Source organism: Oscillospiraceae bacterium (assembly GCA_009780275.1).
Lineage (GTDB): Bacteria > Bacillota > Clostridia > Oscillospirales > UBA929 > WRAI01.
Genome location: WRAI01000036.1, coordinates 1 through 22895, shown reverse-complemented (window position 1 = coordinate 22895; position 22895 = coordinate 1). Strand labels below are relative to the sequence as shown.

Sequence of the window (22895 nt, the reverse complement as noted above, 5' to 3'; positions counted from 1 at the left end):
CGGTCAGTCAAGTCGCAAAAACCTTTGGCATTTCAACGAGAATGCTGCGTTACTACGAGCAAGTCGGGCTTATTGAGAGCATTAGAAATGACGATAATTCCTATCGCCATTACGACCAAGATATGCTCAAACGTTTGCAACAAATCGTAATCTTGCGGAAATTGCAAATTCCTATTAAACAAATACGCAACATTCTCAACAACCAAAACGCGGTGACGATTATCGAAGTATTCGAGCAAAACATAAGCGAGCTTGATGAAAAGATAACGGCACTGTCTACCGTCAAGTCGCTCTTGGCGCGTTTTGTTGACGACCTGCAAGCAAAAGCCGATGTGTCGTTGAAACTTGATTTTCTGAATGACAAAACCATGATTTCGCTAGTCGATTCACTTTCTGTTCCAATATCAAGAATAGAGGAGAAAATTCCAATAGACGGACTAAACAAAGCGAGTGAAACACTAAGCAAAGAAGCCGATAAAAGCGTGAGGATTGTCTATCGCCCACCATCGAGAGTTGCGTATATTCAATACGAAGGTGATGTAACACCCGGTGATGGTCGGCACAGAAAAATCTCCGAAGCAAAAGCACAGAAATTTATAGAAGATATGAATTTAGTCAAATTAAAACCTGATTTTAGGGTGTTTGCCTTTGGCAACGAAAGCGACCAAGGCAATATATGGATAACAATTCCCGATGACCTTGACGTGCCTGATGAAATACCAACACAACAATATCCCGGTGGTTTGTATGCAGCTTGCACGGAAAATTTCATTGTCGGGGAATGGGTGAACAAAAGCGACAATTATGAATGGCACAATAGCAATTTTATGAGAGCGATTGGATGGGAATATTTTAATCCATTTAATGTATATGATTTGAATGATTACGACGATAATTCCGATTGGAATTGCACATACACAACGGAATTATATCCTATCAGAGAAATACAAAAATTTTCTGTCAAAGAAATGGATTCGATAAACGCAAAATTAAATGAATTGGATAAATTATTTGCGAGCAGAAAACAGACAAATATAGACCTAATGTCATTGACATTACAAAAGCAAAACGGTGGAATACACGAATTGAATTATCCTGGCGGGTGCGTTGAGTTAAAAGTCGATAACGCCTACCATTCGGGGTCTATGGTTGCAAAACACGAATATTCCTATCCTATAAAAATTGAATTGCGAGTAAAATCCGATAAAGGTACGATAAATATAAATTGCGCCCATATGGGCATCGGATTAAACGACAGGAATCTTAACCAGTTAGTTGTATGCGATAAAATGCACGGCTGGGAGTTCGATTCTTATAAAAAGCTCGGAACGATTCCGCCCGACGAATATGTCGATATAGAGTGGATTTTAGGAAAAAATGAAATGATTGTAAAGGTAAACGGCGAAATTCGTTTTTACGGCACTAATTTTGGGTACATCAAGGAGTACGAAAAAAATCCCGAATATAGCTTGGCGGGAGAGTTGTCATTCGGCACCGCTTGGGGTTCAACGATAACGGTACAATCGCTGCGCGTGACGGAGTTGTAGAGTAGCGAATAAACAAAATCGACCACGCCGTTGGCGTATCAATCAACAACGAAATTTTATATTATCAACATAAAGGAGAAGAAAAATGTCAAACCAAATTAACATGAACATTGCCCCGGCAACCGAGGACAGAATCAAAAGTAAAATCACAGGTGATTCATTAAAAAACGCACTAGACTTCGTTGCCTTTTTACGAGAAAACGATATATCGCTTGATTATAATGCTTCCGAAAGCGGCTATGGGGGATGGAATGGTGCTGTCGGTGGACGTGTCGGAAACAGCATTGGCTATGTGACTTTTAATGGCGATGTCGGTGGTATTGGTCCTTGGACGTTTTGGCTTAATTCATGTGACTTCAAGGGTAGCGATTCAGCAGATGATGATTTTAAGGCTGCCATTTGGGCATTTGCGAGCCCTTGCGGTAAATGCAATGAGAATTGGGAAAAATGCATGGGTGATGGCAAAAGAACGATTTTGGGAAAAGAATTTGAAAACCAATGTCATTCCCCCTTGATGTTTATAAATCCGGATGCTAAAACGCTGGAAAATATGAAAAAGTTTTTGCTGTATCTCAAACCCGAAATAGATGATATACAAAGCACAAAATAAGCAAAGCTAACAACGCCGATGGTGTTTAGCCCAATAGCGGAAGTTTATATAACCTACGATTTGTAAGGGCGACCGCCCTCGGTCGTCCGTCGTACGGGTCATGTCCGCAATAAAAAGTAATAATTGCATTAAAAATTTATATTTATTTAGGAGGACTTAAAAATGGCTGATAAATTTTATAGTGGGAGAATCGTGCATCTTCCACCCATGACATGGGCTTTGGCGAAAGGTACAGATTGTAAAACAATTTTGAAAAAATATATTGATGATATTGATCTATTCAACATTAAGCCGGATACAAGGGTTTTTGGATTTAATGCTTTTGGAAAAGATGAAAACGCCGATGCATTTTTTGCGGCTATACCGGATAATCGTGATGTTCCGGAACCGTTGGAAAAAATTGAGTTCTACGGTGGATTGTATATGATGGTTATAGGCAATTCCAATATGGGTTTTAATATGCAAAAATGGTTAGAGAATAGCGATGAATACGCCGACGATAACGGCTCATGCGGAGTAAATAGGCCATGTATGGAAGAATTTGTTAATCCATACAATCGATACGGCTGGATAAATCGTGATAATGAAGAACCCGGTTCTGTGACCGATGTATATTTTCCCATAAAAATAAAGTATACAGATAAAAAATTAAATTAACCATAAAAATGTGAAGGATAAACGTAATATACGATGTTGGATTTCCGCTGAGTGTGTCCCATTAATTTATTTCGAGAGGAGGAAAATAAAATGTCAGAACAAGAAAAGAAACTAACACTCGAAGAACTGTTTGAGGCACAGAAGAAAGAGTTTAAAGCTGCTCTAAGCGGTGATTTACAAAAGAACGCTATTGATTTTGCCGAGTACATGAAAAATTCAAGTGCAGATAATTATTTAGGCGAATGTATATGCTTTACAGTTACTAATGAAGTCGGCGACTTACATATTTTCGTTCATGGACCGCAAAGTACCATTTGCAACAGCAATTACAATAATTTTCCAATAGATGAATCAATAAAAGAATTGGTTTGGGCGAATGTAAATCCATGCAGATGCGCACCCCCCGGATGCAAAGAACGCAATTTCAGTTTTACTATTTTAGGTAAAAAATTCGACAACCTTTGTAACTGTCCGATTGCGTTTAATAATCCTGATGCTGAAACATTTGGAAAAATTAAAGAATTTGTTGAAGCGAGTAAAATTTGCATTGATACAGTGAAACAAGCCGAAAAATAAGCAAACCGACTACGCCGACGCGTAACAGGCAATAACGAAATTTTGTATTAGAGAAAAGAGGATAAAGGCAATGACAGAACAAGAAAAATTAGCACGCGAGGAAGAATTTAAGACAAATCTAAGCGGCGAATTATTGGTTAACGCGCTCGAATTTGTAAATTACATGGATGAAACATGCGGGATAGTCAACGACCCATTCAACCCCAGAGCTTGGTTACATAAAGATTATGCCGGCGAAATCATTTGCTTTACAGTAACTGACTCGGGAAATTTTTATATTTTCGTTGACGGACCGGAAAGCAGCGTGTGCAATAGCGATTTCGACAAATATCCGATAAGCGATGAAATGAAAGAGTTTGTTTATTCGCATATACAGCATTGCAGTTATATGAAATCAGACGGAAAAGAATGCGGGTGCAGCGAAAAGCGGTGGCGTAACTTTACTATTTTAGGCAGAAAATATGAAAACCTTTGCTACTGCTGTATTTGCTTCAAGAATCCCGACACCGAAACCTTTGAAAAACTCAAGGAATTGGTGCCGATATGGAAACTTTGCATTGACGCAGTGAAACAAGCCGAAAAATAAGCACAATCGACCACGCCGATAATATATCAATTAATAACGAAACTTTATATTTTCAGAAAGTGAGAGATTGAAATGGCGGAAAAACACAACCTTACGATAGAGGACGAAATATTTACACATCTCGATGGAGAGTTAAGGAAGCAGGCATTGGAATTCATCGCTTATTTGCGAGAGAATCGACTGTCACCACAACCGTGGTTTGGGCCAACCTTTTGGATTTTTCCTTGGGATGGTAATAATCTATTCGGTATGCACTTGAAAAAGGGTTCATGGCACTTTTGGTTCTTTTCAGGCGATTACAGCGGCGAAGCAGACGGAGAGGTAATGAAGCTTGTACAGGACAATGTTGGGCATTGTATTAATTGTTACGGCGAGTGCGAATCAAAAGGCGTAGATTTAACGATTTTCGGTAATGAATACATGAATTTGTGTTATCAATTTCCTGTACGCTTTGGAAATCCGGATAATGAAACTTTGGAAAAGATTAAAAAATTGATAGAACTTTGGAAAGACATAGCACCGCGTAGTAACGGCATACACATTCGTTGATTTAACACCGCAGTATAAGCAAACTCGCCTGCGTTCGCGGTCTGTCAACATAACAGCGAAAGTTTATAATTTGTGAGGTTGAAATGTCAGGACAAAATAACGTCTTAAAAAAGACGAGAGAACCCAAACCAAAAATACAAGATATTGCATTAAATCATCTCGAAGAAGATAATTTGGCAAACTTTTTGAATTTTCTTGAATTTTTACAAAGCATTAAATTAACTGCACGATGGCACGCACACAATTCATGGTCTGTCAATCATAAGGGCAAGACGATTTGCTATATACAGCTTAGAAAAGAGCGGTCTTGGACTATACAGCACAACGGTTTACTTTTTGAGGAATACGACAGGTATATTCTCGACGATGAACTGAAAAAGTTTGTTTGGAATAATATGCGCAGTCCGATATGTGCGCCTAACTGCTATGGCAGAAGCATGATGGTTATGGGCAAAAAAATTGATACAGTGTGCTATTGTTGGCCGTTTTTACAGGATAATATGAATGGTGCAGCACTTGAACACCTAAAAAACATCATTGAAGTAAGGAAAAATATTATTGCCGACAACCACGCAAAATAAGCATTTCTGCTCCAAAAAACCTATGACATACAAAAAAGCCCCTCGAATGAGGGGCTTTCGCTACTTCATCGTCTTCAAATTTTGCGAAATTTCGCATAACGCGTGACCGGATTCTGTGTCGAAATTGTGCGTCCTTGCTACGTCACCGAGTGCCAGCATTCCGACGACGCGGCCGTCTTCAACGACGGGCAAGCGGCGGACTTGTTCCTCAGCCATGATTTTGGAGGCTTCGTGGACATCGGAACTCGGCGCGACGCTGACTACGCCGCGAGTCATAATATCGCGCACCTTTGTTGCGCCGGGGTCGCCGTCGGTTGCCACGCATCGTATGACAATGTCGCGGTCGGTGACGATGCCTTTGAGGCTGCCGTCCAATGCACAAACGGGTAATGAGCCGACGTTGTGACGATGTAATAATCGTGCGGCAAGTGCAGCGTTTTCCTCTGGATTGATGTTGACCACATTAGAGTTCATCAAGTCTTTGACGAGCATAATATTCCTCCGTAAATGTACGTTTGAGGATAGTATGCACGGTGTTTTAGAAACTTATACCAAGGCTGCGCATCGTTGGGCCAATTCACTGATTTTATACATGCCCTCGCCACCGATGCAGCTCATTATTGTGTCGTTGAAAGGCTCAATCCATTTTTGCGGTAAGGTCCGAGCGCCGACAATCATGCCCAACACGCTGCCGGCTGTCGCGCAATTGCAGTCAGTGTCGAAGGCGGCGGTTAGGCCGATGTGCATCGTTTTGTCCATGTCCAGAGCGCCCCATAGCAGTGAGCATGAGACAATCATAGCGTTGGAGATGGTGTGGCACCAGTGATGTTGGAGGGTTTCATCATAACGCTCATGAATACGCGTGATAGCTGTTTCGGCATCAATACCGTCATCGTGCCAGGACAACACGGCCTGCAGAGCTTCGTATAAGCGACTTCGTGCTGGGATTTGCGCCATGCCTGCTGTGACTATGCGCTTAATATCGCTGTCAACGGCAGCTTGCGCCAGCATGGCAGCAACCCACATTGCGCCGTAGATTCCGTTCTTGATATGCGAAATGCGCGCGTCAACGTAGGCCAAACGCGCGGCCTCTTGGGGGTTGCCGGGGGATACGTAGCCGTATAGGTCGGCACGGATTTGCGCGCCAATCCACTCGCGGTACGGATTGCAATACATTGCGCTTTCGGGCGGCTCAATACACAGCACGGCGTTGCGGTAGGCCACGCGCTCAGCTGTCCAGAGATAGCCGAGGGGGAAGCGGTGCAACCAAAGATGTAAAATTTGCGCTGAAGTGATATCTTTTCCGTGTGTTTCCAGTGCATTGAGGGCGAAGATGGTAAAATTGGTATCATCGTCTTGTGGCATGCAAGTGACGTTGTTGCGCCATGATTGTTTGTTCATACCGTAAGGGCCGGGGATGTCTTGGACATCGAACTGCCGGCGGAGTTGTTCATCAATATCGCTGCGGCAGTAAGCTTTGACAGGGTAGTTTCCTGTTGCTTGCAGAAAGCCGAGGATGCGTGGGCGCATCCAGCCCTCCATTGGCTGACCCAGCATCGTCCCGGCACATCGTGCCAACCAAGCGCCATAGATTTTGTCTAGTAATTTTTGATTGTTAAGAGGTGGCGTAGCATCTAAATATGGTGACGGGGTTGGGCGGGCAGCCAAAATGTCCTCATAATCGGACGGCTCAATGTAAGGGTAACCCGAAATTTGGGGCAGATGGCGTATCTTTTCCTGCAACTTTGCCGCAAAGTGCCGCTTTTTTTCGTCATTTTGTAGGGTTTTCCATAGGGCAATGTCGCTTTGCAGGCTTGACAAATCGCAGCCCTCGTCGTGCGCTTGCAACAGCTCGACATCGAATTGGATGCCGGGCGCCATGTTGGCGATATGAATATAGCTCACGTTTGTTTACGGATGAAAGATACACCGCAGGCACCGGGGCCGGCATGGGTGCCGACAATGGAGCCGATTTCGCAGTGATGGGCGTTTTGCACGGGCAGACCGGCATCTAAGCAGAGCTGTTCGAGGGTGCGCATGGCGTCATCATTGTAAGAGTAACCGAAGAAGAAAGGTTTGCTATCGTCGATACCGTCTTGTTTGATGAGTTCAATGAGTTTCAAATATGCCGCTTGCGTGCCGCGAACTTTGGCAAATGAGGCCACCACGCCATCTTCAAGGCCGACGATGGGGCGGATATTGAGCAGTGAGCCGACGGTTGCTGCGCCCGATGAGATGCGGCCGCCCATTTTGAGATATTTCAAGTCGGGCACGATGGCGTAGAAGCGGATGTCATGCCGACGATGTTCAAGCACCGCGACGATGTCCTCGGCTGATGTGCCGGAGGCGATGAGGCGAATGGCTTCGAGTAGTAAAATTTGCTCACCCATGGCGGCCGAACGAGAGTCGATGATAAAAATTTGATCTTTTTCTGCCATTTCTGCTCGTGCAATGTGCGCGGCTTGTACCGTGGCACTAATGCCGGAACTGAGCAGTACGGCAATGATAGTATCGCCACGGCTGACGGCAGGATCGAACACTGCGCGGAAGTCGCCCGGGCTAGGCGCGGCGGTTTTGGGTAGTGTTTTGGTTGTGCTGAGCTTCTCGTAAAACGCGGTATTGCCGGGCGGGCAAGTTTCGCCGCCCGACCAATTGACCGACAGATTGACAACTTGTATGTTGTGCTGTTGCTGAAATTCGGGAGTGAGGTCCGCGCTGCTGTCTGTGATGAGTTGAATGGCCATGATGTGTACCGCCTTATATGTTATTAGAAGTGAGTTGTTAATAGCGTTCCTTGCGGAAGGAAGAATTAGCAATGACACGCCGCCCAGTATTCTCGCAGCGATTTGACGTAAGTTTTGAATGCTGTAGGTATAGCCAGTGTATCACATTCGGCGGCAGTTGTCCATCGAAAATTGTCAGGCAGACTGTCCGGGGTTGTCGTAAAAATCATTTCGCCTTGCATATGCCAAACCAAGTGGGTAAACACATGGCGAGACGGCGGTAATGCGCGGCGCTCAAGTATGGGCAAATCCAGCGTTGAGTCGGGGAACTCGTAGAGGCCGTGGAGGAGTTTTTCGGTGCGCTTGCGAAATAATACGCGGCGTTCTTGGTCAATGATGACAAAGACGGGGCGTTGAATTTCTGTTTTAGTTGTTTTTGCCAAGCGTACGGGCAGGATATTCTGATTGCCCTGTTTGAATGCTTGGCAGTGCTGTCGGAGCGGGCAATCTTGGCAGTTGGGTGATTTGGGCGTACAAATCAATGCGCCAAGCTCCATGAGTGCTTGTGTAATTACTGATGGCGCGACGCCGGCTTGATGCAACGCTGTTGTCCATATTGTGGCATCTTTTTTACTTTGCGGCGCGAGAATGTCATTTTCATAAGCTGTCAGCCGTGCAAAGACGCGCAGTACATTGCCGTCGACGGCAGCAATCGGTTGCTCAAAAGCTATTGAAGCAATGGCGGCCGCAGTGTAATCGCCGATGCCGGGCAGGGCGCGCCAACCGGCATAATCGGCAGGCATGCCTTGTGTTGTAATGATGTTTGCCGCTTTGTGCAGCAGGCGTGCACGGGAATAGTAACCGAGCCCCGCCCACAGTGCCAACACGTCGTCGACTGATGCGGCGGCCAAATGTTGTACCGTGGGGAATGCCGCCATAAAGCGGGCGTAGTAGGGCAGCAGTGCTGCGATGCGGGTTTGCTGTGCCATGATTTCACTGACCCATATGGCATAGGGGTCACGTTGTTCACGGAAAGGCAGAGGACGTGCCGCTTGGGCATACCAGTCGGCTAAAATCCGGGCAATCATTGCCATATGAGTATCAGCAAGTAGATGAGCCACATGGCGCTTAAAATGGCCAAAAATGCGGGTAACATAGCCCAGTATGTGCCCAAAATAGCGCGCCAGGTTTCGCGGCGGGTGAAAGGAGCTTGCTTGCTTTCCGTCTCGGCGGCGGGGTTGCCCCCGCGCACAGCTTGTTGTCTATCGCTTGGTTTGTTACTCATGGGCTAGTTTATGATGGCAGGCGACAAAGTGGCCGGGTTCAATTTCTTCGAGCTGCGGCGTGACGAGTTTGCAGATGTCTGTGGTATAGCGGCAGCGTGTGTGGAATTTGCAGCCGGATGGCGGGTTGACGGGACTGGGAATGTCACCTTCGAGGATTTTCATTTCTTTTTTCGCACCGTCGGCATCGGTGGTGGGGATGACTTCTAAAAGCGCGGCTGTGTATGGGTGTGCGGGCTTGGCGAAGAGTTGTTCAGCACTGCAAAGCTCAACAAAACTGCCCAAATACATAACGCCGACGTGGTCACTGATGTATTTTATGACAGATAGATCGTGCGAAATAAACAGATACGATAGATTTTGCTTTTCGCGCAGATCTTGTAATAGGTTGATGATTTGCGACTGGATGGATACGTCGAGAGCGGAAACGGCTTCGTCGCAGACGACGAATTGCGGGCGGACGGCGAGGGCGCGGGCAATGCCGATGCGTTGCCGCTGGCCGCCGGAGAATTGGTTGGGGTAGCGGTGCAGCATGTAGGGCGCGAGACCGCACTCTTCCATGATTTGGATGACATAGTCTTGCTGCCGCTGGCCGCCGTGTTTGAAAAATTTGTGGGTGCGCAGACCTTCGCCGATGATTTGGCCGACGGTCATGCGCGGGTTGAGTGAGCTGTACGGGTCTTGGAAGATGATTTGCATGTCTTTGCGCAGTTGGCGCATTTCATTATATTTTAAGCGTGCTAAATCGATGCCCTCACTGCGATGGGCCTCGTGTTCAGCGAATTGCGAGTCGTCTTGATATTGTGCACGCAACGCCTCGATGACGGCGTATTTTTCTTGCAGGATGCGGGTACATTCGGCATCTTTTTCAGTTAAATTTGTCTTGCGAGCTAGCAATTTGTCGCGGAGAGCATGACTGCCTTTGGAGAAAAAAAGGCCGGTTTTTCTTGAAATATTCAGTCGGTAGATGGCTTTTCCATCTGGTTTTATTGTTTGCAATGTGGCAATTTCGTAATCGACTTCAGCAATGTCCAGCTCGACTTTGGAAATTTTATTGCGCACAAGAATGCGCGCTTTGGCCGCTGTGTGCCACGCGCTGTATGCCGATTGCACAGCGGATAGATCTTGGCTGATGAGCAGGCCGCCGACCAAGTGTACGACGGGCAGGTAAGCGGCTTCGTACTTTTGCTTGGCACGTGTGTGTGCTTCGATTTTGGTGTAGTCATCGGGGTCGGACGCCAGGTCTTGCGCCGATTGCTCGTAGGCAGTGAGCAGCCTGGCAATTTCGGCGCGGTGTTGGGGCAGATTTTTGGAAATGTCTAGAATATAGCGCGGCGCGACATCTTCAAGACTTTTGCCGAAATAGAGGATGACGCCTTGGGTTTGTTTGTAGAGTTGCAACAATACACGACCGAAAGTTGATTTGCCGCAACCTGACTCGCCGACGATGCCGAGGGTTTCGCCGTCATAGATGTTTAAGTCAATGCCATCGTTGGCTTTGACGAACATGTTTCTCTTGCCCCGGATGGGGAAGTAATGTTTTAGTCCGCGAATTTTGAACAGGATTTTTCTGTTGTTTTCCATGATCTCAGCCCTGCCTTTCGCGTGTTCTGTTATTTTTCTCGGGATAGAAACAGCGGACCTTGTGTCCCGGTGCGACCTCTACGAGTGCAGGGTGTTCTTGTCGGCATTTTTCGGTGCAGTGCTTGCAACGCGGCGCGAATTTGCAGCCGGGGGGCAAGTCGAGCGGGTGCGGGACGGCGCCCGGAATGGCTTCGAGACGCACGCCGGTGGGGCTGTCGAGCCGCGGGATGGAGTGCATCAGCCCGTCGGTATAGGGATGGCTGTAATTATCACCTTGAAAAATCATGGCACTTTCGGCCATTTCGACGACTTCGCCGCAGTACATGACGACGACATCGTCAGCCATTTGGTTGACGACACCAAGGTCGTGAGTGATGAAGAGGATGCTCGTGCCTTTTTCTTGTTTGAGGTCATTCATGAGCTTGAGCATTTGAGCTTGGATGGTGACGTCAAGCGCGGTTGTTGGCTCGTCGGCAATCAAGATATCAGGCTTACAGGCCAGTGCCATGGCAATCATAACACGTTGGCGCATGCCGCCGGACAGTTGGAACGGATATTGCTTGGCGACGCGTTCGGGGTTGGGGATTTTGACATCGCTGAGAATGCGTACGACTTCTTTGTTGGCTTGCCGCTTGCTCATCTTTTGATGGATGATAAATGGCTCGCGCAGTTGACGTTCTACAGTGAAGACGGGATTGAGACTGGTCATAGGTTCTTGGAAAATGACGCTGATGGCGTTGCCGCGAATTTTTCGCATTTGCCGGCTGTTTAGCTTAGTGACGTCTTCGTCGCGAAAAAACACTTCACCGTCAGCGATATAGCCGTTTGTGTCGAGCAGTTGAAGGATACTCATGGCACTGACTGACTTGCCGGAACCTGACTCACCGACGACGCCCAGCGTCTTGCCGGCTTCGATGGTATAGGAAACGCCATTGACAGCCTTGACGGTGCCGCGCTTGGTTTTGAAGTAGGTGTGGAGTTCACGCAGTTCGAGCAGGACATTGTTTTTGTTGTCACTCATATTATCGCCCTCCTCCGCTGACCCTGGGGTCGAGTGCGTCGCGCAGTCCGTCACCCATGAGGTTGATGCTGATGGTCGACAAGCCTAAGAAGAGTGCGGGGAACGCCCAGCGCCACCACAGATTGACAATGGTGTAGCCGTCGCGTGCCGTGTCGAGCATATTGCCCCATGTGGGCGTTGGGAGGCGGATGCCAAAGCCGAGGAAACTCAGCGTTGCCTCGGTCAGCATAGAAGCGGCCAGACTCATGGTGATGGCAACCAGCACGATGCTCATGACGTTGGGCATGATGTGCTTGAAAATAATGCTGCCGTTACGCACACCCATGGCGCGGGCGGCGACAACGAACTCACGTTCACGCTCGGTAAGGAATTGTCCGCGAGTCAGACGCGCGAATGCGGGCCAAGTGAGACACCCGAGCAACACCATAATCATGACCATGACCTGCGTGTCGCTGAGGTGACTGCCAAGTGCGATGCTCAGCACAATGACAAGTGGCAAAAAGGGTATTGACTCAATGACTTCAGCCAAACGCATGATAAGCATGTCAGGCAATTTGCCGTAGTAACCGGCAATACTGCCGAGAATAACGCCGATGAATGCGGCGACAGCCACCGCGACAAATCCGACGGTGAATGTAATGCGGCCGCCATGAACAACACGGCGGAAAATATCGCGGCCGCCTTGGTCGGTGCCCATTAGATAGCCACGGTGTCCCCATGTGGTGACATTACCGTCGGCGTCGATAGAGACATTTTGAAAGTAGCCGGTCTCAATGGTCTCTTGACCGTTGAGGCGACGCGGCGTATTGGTTTGATTGAGATGGTTATAGCCCCAGCCGGCAACGCTACCGTCATCAAGTAATGCGGTAAAATGATTGCGTCCGCCTTCGATTTGGACGGCGCGGCCTTGGATATGTTCGGGGATATCGAGGATCATTTGCTCCGACGCGGTGGTATTGGTTGTCCATGTGACAACAGTGCCGTCGTCGAGCACGGCACCGCCGGCTGTGTCGGTCAGTGCAATGTCGATGGCGCGGCCCTGAATGCTGTCGGGGATGTTGGAAAATTGCGTATCACGCGTTGTCATGACATAGACATAACGGTCAACAGTGAGCCCTATTGCGCTTGAAAAATTGATATCGAAAGCGGTAATTTGGCCTGCGAGTCCGCGGGAGTGGAAGTTGAAGAAGCTGTCGTTGCCCCAAAAATGGAGTGTGCCTGTGTCGTCAAGCGCAATGGTTGTCCAGTGCGCGGCGCGGATGTCAATGATGTGGGGATTATTGGTACGGTGGGGATTCCACAGTGTTTCGGGAATGCGAGTGGTGATAATGTGTGTGCCGCCCCAGGCTTGAACGCGGCCGCATTCCTCAACGGTGACGATATGTTCTAGGCCTGCGGCAACCAAGCGAACCGGGCCTAATTCCACAGTGCGCATGGGTGAGGTGCGACGTTCACCGAACGCGCGGCGGTTGCGGAGATTGCCTGCCATCGTGCCCCACATATGCAAATTGCCTTGGCTGTCGACACCGGCACCGAATGTTGAGCCTAAGCTAATTTCTTGTGCATCACTGCGAAGTGCGCGCGGTACGGACAGGAAGTTAAAGCCGGGCGCAATATCCAGTTGTGTGGGGTCGAGATGTGTAAAATCGGTCGGCAAGAAGTAACTCAGCACAAAGACGCTGATGAAAATAAACAGGAATACGACCATACCGATGATGCTGAGTTTGCGTTTGAAAAACGCACGTGCGGCGGTGCGGCCGGGGCTTTGGACCAACTCCTCTTGGAAGATGTCTTTGTTTTTTGTCTTGTGTTTACGAAAAATCATGACGGCATCCCCCCTTAATCCAATCTGACGCGCGGGTCGACGAGTACATATATAAAGTCAAGTATAATGTAGCCGACCAATGCGATGATGGTGAAGAGCATGGAAATGGCGAGCGCAAGGTTGTAGTCGCGCAGATTTAATGCGCTGATAAACGTGCCGCCCATGCCGTTGATGGAGAAAATTGTTTCGATGACAATGGTGCCACCAATAAGAGAGAGAATCCAACCCATCAGGCTTGTAACAAATGGAATTTGCGAGTTGCGGAATGCGTGTTTATAGATAACAGCGACTTCGCCCAGCCCTTTGGCGCGGGCGGTGCGGGTGTAGTCTTGGCTCAACGCGTCAATCATAGCGACGCGGATATAGCGCGTCAGCGGCGCGAGTTGTGCAAATGTCAATATCATAATCGGCAGAGCAAGGAACCGCATTCGGTCCCAAAATAATGTCCATGCCGAGCCTTCCAGGCCGGGTGTGCCGAATCCGCTGACGGGCAGCCAGCCCAACCAGACGGAAAATACCATAATGCCGACGATGGCAGTGATAAACATGGGCAGGGAAAAACCGAGCAGTGTAGAGGTTTGCACCGAGCTGTCGTACACGCTGCCTTTTTTGACGGCGGTTGTGATGCCAAGTGGTATGGCTATGAGAAATGTAAGCAGCATGACGATGCTGTTGAGGAGTAGTGTTGTTTGGATGGGTGTGGGCAGCACTTGGGTGACGGGACGCCGGTGCGTGATTGAGAAGCCGAGGTCGCCTTGCAGAAGGTCGGTAATCCAACGGAAGTATTGGATGGGCAACGGCTGGTCGAGCCCGAGACGCTGCGCCTCGTTTTGGCGCATTTGCTCCCAGGCCTCGTAGGTTACGCCGGCGGGGCGAGAATCTCCGATCATGATGGAAACAGGGTCGCCGCCCATAAGACGGAATACACCGAAGAGGACGATGCTGATGATGAAAAAGACAACGACCAGAGAAATCAGACGTTTTCCAAGATAGCGTAACATTGTTTGCTCCCCCAAATTTTTAGGTGAAGTTAGACACTTTCTCTAATATAGCATCATTCGACGAAAAAAGCAAGGGCGGATTTATCATCGCGCCCTTGCTTTTTTCCGGTAATTAACGGCAATCAGTGCCGTATGTTTTTGAGATGATTATTCGTCACCGTTTTCAGCTGTGTCTTCGGCTGTGTCTTCGACATAATCACCGGGCACGAAGGTGCTTTCGCCGTCTAACCATGAGTAGACAATGGCTCTTTGCCATTGCCACAGGCTGGTCGGCTCGTAGTTGCGCAGGTTGTCGGTGAAGAAATCGTGGAAAATAGCCGAGTCGAGCGGCAGAGCCGGCAGATACTCGTTGTAGCGGATGATGAAGTGTTTCCATGCTTCAAGGTACTCTTCACGGCTGGTTGCGTTGCGGCGAGCCAGTGCGTATTCAAAGAGTTCCGGATCGCTGAAGCCGCCCCAGTTCCAGGTGGTGTCGGCAAAGTAGGGGCTGTAATAGAACCATACAGCGTCGATGGGCGGGATGCCCATGCCGCCGTTGACCATGTTATAGCGGTCGGCCTCGTCTGAGGTGCCTTGCAGCGCAGCTGCCCAGTCGGCATCGGCTTCAGCTTCAGTGATGTCGAATACAAAACCAACGCTTTCGGCGTTTTCAACCATCAGGCTTTGCAAGTGTGAGCCGACTTCATTCGAGGTATGGGCAAACCAACGAATTTCTAATTTCATTAACTCGCCGTCGACTAGTTTGTGGCGCGGGCCGCTTTCCTCAACGCTGACCCACTCATTGCCGTCGGCGTCAAGTACCCAGCCGCCGTTGACCAATTCTTGTGTGGCGTTTTCGAGGTTTAAGGTGTAGTGATAGGGGAGATTTTCATCAACCCACTCTTGGTTTTCAATGAACATCCACTGTGCGGCAGCAATACGGCTGTTGATGACGTTGCCGTGTCCTTGCAGCCAGATGGCAGAGAACTCTTCGCGGTTAAGTGACCACGCGATGGCGCGGCGCACTTCGACAAATCGTGTCGGGCCGACGTTGTGGAAGAAGAGGCCGCCTGCGCCGTTACGCGGTGACTCGCGGTAGTCAAGGCCGCCAGCCTCGACGAGCGAGAAGGCTTGGTTGATGACAGAGCCGATACCAACGCCTTGCAGCAGATCAACGCCGCCGGTTTGCAGCTCTTGAATCATAACAGCTTGGTCAACTTGACGCAGAATCAAGGTCTCGATAAGAGGCATTGAGCCGTCGGGCATACCGTGGAAGTAAGGGTTGACGCGCAGGACTGCGGTGTAGGCTGCTTCGTCGTAGCTGATGAGCATGTAGGCACCGGCTGTGACGGAGTAGTCGTAACGGAAACCGGATGTGCCGTTATCGACGGTTGAAACCAACAGGTCATAGGTCAGACCGTCGCCGCTGACAAAGGCGCCGTTGCCGTCATCTTCGATTGTCAGGCCCGGAGCGATGACGTGAACAGGGTACGGCACGGTGGCAGCAAAATTTAATTCGTAGAAATACGGGAAGTTAGGGTTGCCTGTGATGGGGTCTTCTGCGCCGATGGTTACCGAAAAAGTGAACTCATCGTACAGGCGGATGCCCGAAATGTAGTCGGTTTCTTCTTCGAAATAGGCCATGAAGCCTTCGACCTCGGTCATGGATACCCAGTGGTTGTTGCCCAAGTTGGGACGGGGGTCTTCGCCCTCTTCAACTTCCATTGCGTCCATGGCGGGTGCGCCGAAGAGTAAGTAGTAGAATGCGAAGTCGGCTGCTGTGATGGGCTCGCCATCGCTCCAGCGCAGATCTTCAGCAATAGTCATGGTAAATGTTTTGGAGCCGTCGTCGTTGGCCTCTTGGTTAAAGTCTGTCACAACGCGCTCGTTGACGACAAACTCGGCACCGCGAGTGAAATAGATGGTCGAAGCACCGGCTTCAATAAGGTCACGCGCTTCGGATACGCCGATGTCGTTGCGCCAACCCCACATAAAGTCGGGCGCCATTGCGTTGACAGCAACGGTAAAAGTGCCGCTTGCCGGTCCTGCGGGACGCTCGGCGACGGTACCTTGGCCGGGCTCTGTCGAGCCGCCGGGTTCGGGGTCATTGTTGTTCGACGTACATGCCGCCAACAAAGGCAACAGCATGAGCGCTGCCACTAGGATTGCCAGAATTTTTTTCATGAAATCTCTCCTTTTTCTCTGTTTTTCAGACTTTATATGTCAATCCCCCAGAGAGGGATGAGCATATCGGAAGGAAACGTTGCCTACAAGCAGACGGCGTTTAAGGCGGATGCCCGGGGTTGTGCATCCTTTACACAGCTCTTGTGTAGATGGGATTGCCGTCCTCGTCCGGACACTCAGCTTTAACAAAGCCGAGGTTGAGCCAAAAGCGCTCGTTGTCAACATTAGAGCAGTTGAGCTTGAAATACTTTGCGCCGTTTTGTTTGACATGCTTGCGGAGCAGGGCGAAAAATCGTTTGCCCAAGCCTTGGTTGCGGTGTGCGTCGTCGATGTTGTATTCGAGAATAAAACATTGGCCGTTTTCCGACGCGTAAATCACATAGCTGACAAAGCCGATGATTTTGCCATTACAGCAAAAGAACGCCGGTACAAACGGGTCGTTCTCACGTGTGAACAGCGATTTGATAGCGGCTAAGTATTCACCGTTGAGAAAATAATCGTAATCCTCGGCTGTCGCCGGGGAGAAGGTGGAAGCGTTGAGAACAGCTTGTAAATGGGGTTTACAAAGCGACCAAAATTGCTGAAATTCTTGGGGCGTGCGCACGGGAATAACACTATATGTAGGGTGCATAGACAACCGCCAACGTATAATTTTGTAATTATTTTACATGAGGACTGCCCTTTTGTCAAGTTTTTGGCGTTGGCGGACTGTTACTGTGAGCTGCAATAAGGATTGTGTGCTTTTTCGTCTGCTATCGTCGTCGCCTCGCCGTGCCCGGGATAGAGATTGGTATTGTTGGACAGAGTCAAAATCTTGTCGGCGATGCTTTGTAATAGAGTGGCTTCGTCACCTGTCGGCAGGTCTGTTCGCCCGATTGAGCCTTTGAAAATGGTGTCGCCGACAAATAAATTGCCGCCTGCAGCATCGTAATAGCATGTGCCGCCCGCTGTATGTCCCGGTGTGTGCAGTGTTTTGAACGACAGATTGCCGAAGTTGAGCGTCGCGCCGCCCTCAAAAGTTATGTCGGGTGCGATGACAATGTCGGTGCCGAAACGTCCTGAGAGGTTCCAAGCGGGGTTGCTTAAAATGGCGCATTCGGCAGCGTGGGCGCAGATGGCGACATTGGTGCGTTGTTTGAGTTCTTGGACAGCGAGAATGTGGTCGCCGTGTCCGTGTGTGAGCAGGATGGCCATCAACGTTAAGTCTTGTTGTTCAAGTGTTTGCATGATTGCCGCTATATCTGCTTGACTGCATCCCGCGTCAATCAATACGGCACTTTTGGCATCATGGCAGAGGTAGATGTTTTGATCCATGGGGTTGGCGTTGAATGTTAAGATGTTCATGGTGTTTCTCCCTTCGTAGGGGCGGCATTCTGCCGCCTGTGTTTATTCATTCGTGATGGCGGGCGGCAGAATGCCGCCCCTATATGGGGTTTGACACCTGCTTCAACGCATCTTCAATGCTCGTTGCTTTCTCACCCTCAACATCAACATACGCCGTTGTCGGCAGCGTCACGCCCTTTTGCGGCACGAGCGCGCCTGTCGGGCAAGTCGATACGCACAGACCGCAGTTGTTACAGTTTTTCTCATCGCCCATCGGCACGGAGAACGACGGCTCAACCGTCGTATCAAACCCGCGCCCTACAAAGCCCAGCACACCTTGACCTGCCTCAATGCAAATGCGCACACAACGTCCGCACATGATGCACTTATTACGGTCGCGTACGATAAACTCATGGCTCTTATCGGGAGGATATAGCGTCATATCGCCTTTCATGGCATATTGCGCAACATCATAATCGCTTGCATATTCACGCAATTTGCACTCATGCACGTCGGCGCAGCCGCATGATAGGCAGCGGCTTGCTTCTGTTTTGGCTTGCGCTTCGTCGAGACCCAGTTCGACTTCATCAAAGCTGTGCTGCCGTTGCGTGGCAGTCAATGACGGCATTTCGACTTTATCAACTTTCGGCAAATGCGCCAAGCCGGCCGGGTCGATATCATCGTTGCTTTCGGCACGGATGTGGTTGTAGAGCGGCGGCGGCGAGGCAATGATTTCAGTTGCCGACACACCGCACATGTATTGGTGCATGGCTTCGGCGGCACGTTTGCCGGTTGCAATGGCAAGGATGGCGGTTTGCGGGCCGGTCACGGCGTCACCGGCGGCGAAAATGCCGTCAATGTTTGTCATGGTCGTGCGTTCGTCAATGACAAGCAAGTCGCGGCGTAGTGCAATGTTGCAATCATCGTTGACAAAACTCAAATCCTGCGTTTGCCCGATGGCACTAATGACGTAGTCAAATTCGACTGTATGCTCCGAACCGATCACCGCTTGCGGTCTGCGCCGTCCCGATTCGTCCGGTTCGCCAAGTTCCATTTTTGTCAATGTTAATTGTACGGTTTCATGGCTTTGCGCTACGCTGACAGGATTCGTCAACGTAGCGAACTGCACACCTTCGACTTGCGATTCGTGAATCTCGTGCTGATCGGCCGGCATTTCGGCAACTGTGCGGCGATAGATGAGCTGAACGCTTGCCGCGCCCAAACGCACCGCCGTTCGCGCGCAGTCCATGGCCGTGTTGCCGCCGCCGACAACGGCAATTGTTTTGCCCGTGAAATCGGGTTGTGTATTCCGTGTCACCGCGCCCAAAAATTCCACGCCGATTAAAATATTACGGCAATCACTTTCGCCGTCAATGTCCAGCGGCCAGCCTTTTTGCGAGCCGACTGCCAGCAGAATGCTGTCGTAGCCATCGGCTTTTAGGCTTTGTACGGTGATGTCTTTGCCAAAGTCAACATTATATTGAATGTCCACGCCCAACGCTTGGATAATAGCAATTTCCTCGTCCAAACGCTCACGCGGCATGCGATAAGCAGGAATGCCGTAGCGCAGCATGCCGCCGGGATTTTCTTGTCGCTCGAAAATCGTCACGTCATGACCTTGTTGTGCCAAAAACCATGCCGCCGATAGTCCGGCAGGCCCTGCACCGATAATCGCCGCTTTCTTGCCCGATGGCGCGGATTTTTCGGGTAGATAAGGTGTTTCTTTTGCCAAATCAAGGTCGGCGACAAAGCGTTTCAAGTACGCAATGCCGATTTCGCCCTCTAAAACATTACGGCGGCACTTTGCTTCGCATGGTCGTGTGCAAATGCGTCCGCAAACCACAGGCAGCGGATTTTTTGCTTTAATTACCCGCAATGCGGCCTCAAACTCGCCCTTGGCAATCAAGTTAACGTATTCCTGCACAGAAACACGCGCCGGGCAACCCAGCGTACAAGGTGCCGTGCAGTCGCCGTAATGCTGTGATACCAACAGCTCCAAGCAAGTACGACGCGATGCTGTGATTTCCTCGGATTCCGTAGTGATATTCATGCCGTCGGCGATTTGTGTCGAACAAGCCAGCGGTACGCCGCGCTGTCCCTCAATTTCAACACGGCAAATCATGCACGAACCGAATGGTTTTAACCGTGGGTCGTGGCACAATGTTGGAATATTCACGCCGTTTTGGCTACAAGCGTCAAGCACGGTTTGATTGGGCGATGCCTTGCACGGCTTGCCGTTGATGGTGATGTTTAGCATAATAGCTCCTTGTTTCACTGAGTAGGGGCGAACGGTGTTCGCTCGTGGGCATAATGACATAGCATTTAGGGTTATTTATACTGCCACGGGACGCTGAGGACAGCGTCCCCTACAAGACTTCAATAGCGTCAAATTTGCACACAGTCTTACAAATGCCGCACTTGGTACATTTTTCTTGGTTGAGCGTGTGCGGCTCTTTGACTTTGCCGGCAATGGCATCTACCGGGCATTTTTTTGCGCAAATGGTGCAACCCACGCATTTATTCGGCACGATGCTGAATTGAATTAACGCCTTGCATTGCTTGGTCGGGCATTTGCCCTCTTCAATGTGCGCGACGTATTCATCACGGAAATAGCGCAGCGTGGTCAGCACGGGGTTGGGGGCTGTTTGCCCCAGGCCGCACAGGGCGTTGCGCTTGATTTGATGCGCCAGCGTTTCGAGTTTTTCAATGTCGCCGTCTTCGCCCTCGCCTTGTGTAATGCGTTCGAGTGTTTCCAGCATACGCTTTGTGCCGATTTTGCAGAACGTGCATTTGCCGCACGATTCGGCTTGTGTGAATTGCAAAAAGTATCGCGCGATGTCAACCATGCAGTTTTCTTCGTCCATGACAATCATGCCGCCCGAGCCCATAATGGCGCCGGTTGCGGCCAGTTCGGCGTAGTCAATGACGGTATCCATCAGTTCAGACGGAATGCAGCCACCCGACGGGCCGCCCATTTGCACGGCTTTGACAGGCTTGCCGCTTAACGTGCCGCCGCCAATGTCGTCAACAACTTGGCGCACCGTCATGCCGATAGGCACTTCCACTAATCCGCCGCGTTTAACCTTGCCTGCCAGTGCAAAAACTTTCGTACCGTTGCCTGTCTCTGTGCCGTGTTGTGCAAACGCTGCCGCGCCGTGGCGGATAATCCAGCCGATGTTTGCAAGCGTTTCGACATTATTGATGTTGGATGGCTTGCCAAACAGTCCCGATTCGGCAGGAAATGGCGGACGGATACGCGGCATACCGCGGTTGCCCTCAATCGACTCAATCAACGCCGTTTCTTCGCCGCATACGAACGCACCCGCGCCCTCTTTGATGTGCAGTTTGAAATTAACGTCTGTGCCAAGGATATTCTCGCCTAAAAAGCCGCGCTCTTCAGCTTGCTGAATGGCAATTTGCAGACGGCGAATGGCAATGGGATATTCGGCACGAACGTAGATGTAGCCGACTGTTGCGCCGATGGCATAGCCGCCGATGGCAAGCCCCTCAATCACGCTGTGCGGGTCGCCTTCGAGAATACTCCTGTCCATAAACGCGCCCGGGTCGCCCTCGTCGGCGTTACATATAATATATTTTTGGTCGGCATGGTTGTTTGCGGCGAATTTCCACTTCATGCCTGTTGGGAAACCTGCGCCGCCGCGGCCTTTCAGCCCCGACGCCAATACTTCCTCGATGACTTGCGCGGGTGTCATGTGCTTAATGGCCTTCTCTAAGCCAACATAAGCGTCCATTTTTAAAGCATCGTCAAGGCTTTCCGGGTCAATTGCCCCGCAACGTTCCAAAACGATACGCACTTGATTAACAAGAAAATCGTTATCTATGATTGAATCGGACAGCACTTTTCCGCCGACAACGTGCGTTTCAAAAATATCACGCGCTTTTGCCTCGTCAACATCGCCGTAAATGGTGCGCGTGCCGTCAGCGTCACGCACTTCAACCATCGGCTCTTTGTAGCACATGCCCATGCAGCCTGTTTCACTGAGCGTGATGTTTGTGCTTGTGCCGATAAGGGCATTAAACGCTTCTTTTACTTTCACGCCGCCGGCCGCAATGCCGCAGCTGCCGAGGCCGATGATGATGTTTTTCATGGATTTTCCCTTCTGTGTAGGGGCGGCATTCTGCCGCCCGTGACATTGCTGTTGTTTGCGGGCGGCAGGGTGCGCGCCCCTACGATACGTTTGTGCGAAATTCGCGAATAACTTCACGCGCCGAGTCGGGGGTCAATCGTCCGTGCGTTTCGTCGTCAATCATAACAACCGGGGCGAGCGAGCAGCACCCCAAGCAGGCAACCGATTCTACGGTAAATTCGCCGTCCTCTGTTGTGCCGCCCAGCGCAATGCTGAGTTCGCGGCAAATCGCGTCGGCGATATTCTCTGCGCCTATAACGTGACACGCCGTACCAAAGCAGATTTTAACAATATGCTTGCCCACCGGCTCAAGCCGAAATTGCGAATAAAACGTCACCACACCCATGATTTGTGACGCGAAAATGCCCGTGCGTTCGGCGAGCCGTTCGATGACATCTTGCGGCAAGTAGCCGTAAGCGTCTTGCAATTTTTGCAGCAGCGGGATTAACTCGGAACGCTTGCCATCATAGCCTTTGATAATATCTTCAAAAGCATTCCAATATTGGCTGTTTTGAGCACAGTTATTGCACATGGTGTCCTCCGTTTGTGTTTCGGGTGGTGGGTTTGGTAGAAAATGCTTAATAGTTCCTATCCGCCCGCAACCCCAGTGATACCAACATTTCCGCCCTGTGTCTGTACCTAGCCCGTCACTAGTTCAATGGCGTGTTTCAGTTCGTCTAGGGTCTTGTGGGTGTAGATTCGCTCGCCAACATCGTTG

General features: G+C 49.9%; 22 protein-coding genes and 1 pseudogene. 7 read left to right on the top strand and 16 right to left on the bottom strand.

Annotated features, from left to right (window positions below; translation table 11 throughout):
* The 7 genes from FWE06_09605 to FWE06_09575 form a co-directional block, all read left to right on the top strand.
* A partial coding sequence (locus tag FWE06_09605) for a MerR family transcriptional regulator (protein MCL2547415.1) occupies window positions 1–1547 on the top strand: 1547 nt, incomplete at its 5' end.
* Between the two features lie 85 nt (window positions 1548–1632).
* Entirely contained in the window at window positions 1633–2157 is a 525-nt protein-coding gene (locus FWE06_09600) for a hypothetical protein (GenBank protein ID MCL2547414.1), read from the top strand.
* A gap of 162 nt (window positions 2158–2319) precedes the next feature.
* A complete protein-coding gene (locus FWE06_09595; protein ID MCL2547413.1) occupies window positions 2320–2814 on the top strand; it encodes a GyrI-like domain-containing protein in 495 nt (164 codons plus the stop codon).
* A gap of 90 nt (window positions 2815–2904) precedes the next feature.
* A complete protein-coding gene (locus tag FWE06_09590; GenBank protein ID MCL2547412.1) occupies window positions 2905–3390 on the top strand; it encodes a hypothetical protein in 486 nt (161 codons plus the stop codon).
* 70 nt (window positions 3391–3460) lie between these two features.
* Complete coding sequence (locus tag FWE06_09585; GenBank protein MCL2547411.1) at window positions 3461–3976, top strand: hypothetical protein; 516 nt, start codon at window positions 3461–3463, stop codon at window positions 3974–3976.
* Window positions 3977–4048: 72 nt separating this feature from the next.
* Complete coding sequence (locus tag FWE06_09580; protein ID MCL2547410.1) at window positions 4049–4525, top strand: hypothetical protein; 477 nt, start codon at window positions 4049–4051, stop codon at window positions 4523–4525.
* 83 nt (window positions 4526–4608) lie between these two features.
* A complete protein-coding gene (locus FWE06_09575; protein MCL2547409.1) occupies window positions 4609–5106 on the top strand; it encodes a hypothetical protein in 498 nt (165 codons plus the stop codon).
* A gap of 60 nt (window positions 5107–5166) precedes the next feature.
* Here the strand turns inward: FWE06_09575 and FWE06_09570 are convergent, their stop codons facing one another.
* From FWE06_09570 to nuoE, 16 genes and pseudogenes are all read right to left on the bottom strand, one after another.
* On the bottom strand, window positions 5167–5598 hold the full coding sequence (locus FWE06_09570) for a CBS domain-containing protein (GenBank protein MCL2547408.1): 432 nt from the start codon (window positions 5596–5598) through the stop codon (window positions 5167–5169).
* Between the two features lie 54 nt (window positions 5599–5652).
* Window positions 5653–7011: an ADP-ribosylglycohydrolase family protein gene (locus FWE06_09565; GenBank protein MCL2547407.1), complete on the bottom strand. Its 1359-nt coding sequence runs from the start codon at window positions 7009–7011 to the stop codon at window positions 5653–5655.
* Window positions 7008–7850 (bottom strand): DegV family protein, encoded by an 843-nt coding sequence (locus FWE06_09560; protein MCL2547406.1) that lies wholly within the window; start codon window positions 7848–7850, stop codon window positions 7008–7010. The genes FWE06_09565 and FWE06_09560 overlap by 4 nt, the downstream gene beginning before the upstream one ends.
* Window positions 7851–7915: 65 nt before the next feature.
* The gene (mutY, locus tag FWE06_09555; GenBank protein ID MCL2547405.1) at window positions 7916–8923 is read right to left on the bottom strand and encodes an A/G-specific adenine glycosylase; all 1008 of its coding nucleotides are present in this window, start codon (window positions 8921–8923) and stop codon (window positions 7916–7918) included.
* Complete coding sequence (locus FWE06_09550) at window positions 8914–9114, bottom strand: hypothetical protein (GenBank protein ID MCL2547404.1); 201 nt, start codon at window positions 9112–9114, stop codon at window positions 8914–8916. Before FWE06_09550 ends, mutY begins: the two co-directional genes overlap by 10 nt.
* Complete coding sequence (locus tag FWE06_09545) at window positions 9107–9811, bottom strand: ATP-binding cassette domain-containing protein (GenBank protein MCL2547403.1); 705 nt, start codon at window positions 9809–9811, stop codon at window positions 9107–9109. Before FWE06_09545 ends, FWE06_09550 begins: the two co-directional genes overlap by 8 nt.
* A 615-nt stretch (window positions 9812–10426) precedes the next feature.
* A pseudogene (locus FWE06_09540) lies at window positions 10427–10621 on the bottom strand (ATP-binding cassette domain-containing protein).
* A gap of 79 nt (window positions 10622–10700) precedes the next feature.
* Complete coding sequence (locus tag FWE06_09535; GenBank protein ID MCL2547402.1) at window positions 10701–11717, bottom strand: ABC transporter ATP-binding protein; 1017 nt, start codon at window positions 11715–11717, stop codon at window positions 10701–10703.
* 1 nt (window position 11718) lies between these two features.
* A complete protein-coding gene (locus tag FWE06_09530) occupies window positions 11719–13542 on the bottom strand; it encodes an ABC transporter permease subunit (protein MCL2547401.1) in 1824 nt (607 codons plus the stop codon).
* Window positions 13543–13556: 14 nt separating this feature from the next.
* Window positions 13557–14543, bottom strand: a complete 987-nt coding sequence (locus tag FWE06_09525; GenBank protein ID MCL2547400.1) for an ABC transporter permease — start codon at window positions 14541–14543, stop codon at window positions 13557–13559.
* A 147-nt stretch (window positions 14544–14690) separates the two neighbouring features.
* Window positions 14691–16706 carry an ABC transporter substrate-binding protein gene (locus FWE06_09520; GenBank protein MCL2547399.1) on the bottom strand — a complete coding sequence of 672 codons (2016 nt, stop codon included), beginning with the start codon at window positions 16704–16706 and terminating at the stop codon, window positions 14691–14693.
* Window positions 16707–16836: 130 nt separating this feature from the next.
* Entirely contained in the window at window positions 16837–17337 is a 501-nt protein-coding gene (locus FWE06_09515) for a GNAT family N-acetyltransferase (GenBank protein ID MCL2547398.1), read from the bottom strand.
* An 80-nt stretch (window positions 17338–17417) separates the two neighbouring features.
* Window positions 17418–18050 (bottom strand): MBL fold metallo-hydrolase, encoded by a 633-nt coding sequence (locus tag FWE06_09510; GenBank protein MCL2547397.1) that lies wholly within the window; start codon window positions 18048–18050, stop codon window positions 17418–17420.
* A 79-nt stretch (window positions 18051–18129) separates the two neighbouring features.
* Window positions 18130–20286 carry an FAD-dependent oxidoreductase gene (locus FWE06_09505; protein ID MCL2547396.1) on the bottom strand — a complete coding sequence of 719 codons (2157 nt, stop codon included), beginning with the start codon at window positions 20284–20286 and terminating at the stop codon, window positions 18130–18132.
* Between the two features lie 109 nt (window positions 20287–20395).
* On the bottom strand, window positions 20396–22138 hold the full coding sequence (locus tag FWE06_09500; protein MCL2547395.1) for an NADH-quinone oxidoreductase subunit NuoF: 1743 nt from the start codon (window positions 22136–22138) through the stop codon (window positions 20396–20398).
* Between the two features lie 79 nt (window positions 22139–22217).
* Entirely contained in the window at window positions 22218–22709 is a 492-nt protein-coding gene (gene nuoE / locus FWE06_09495; protein ID MCL2547394.1) for an NADH-quinone oxidoreductase subunit NuoE, read from the bottom strand.
* Window positions 22710–22895 lie beyond the last annotated feature (186 nt).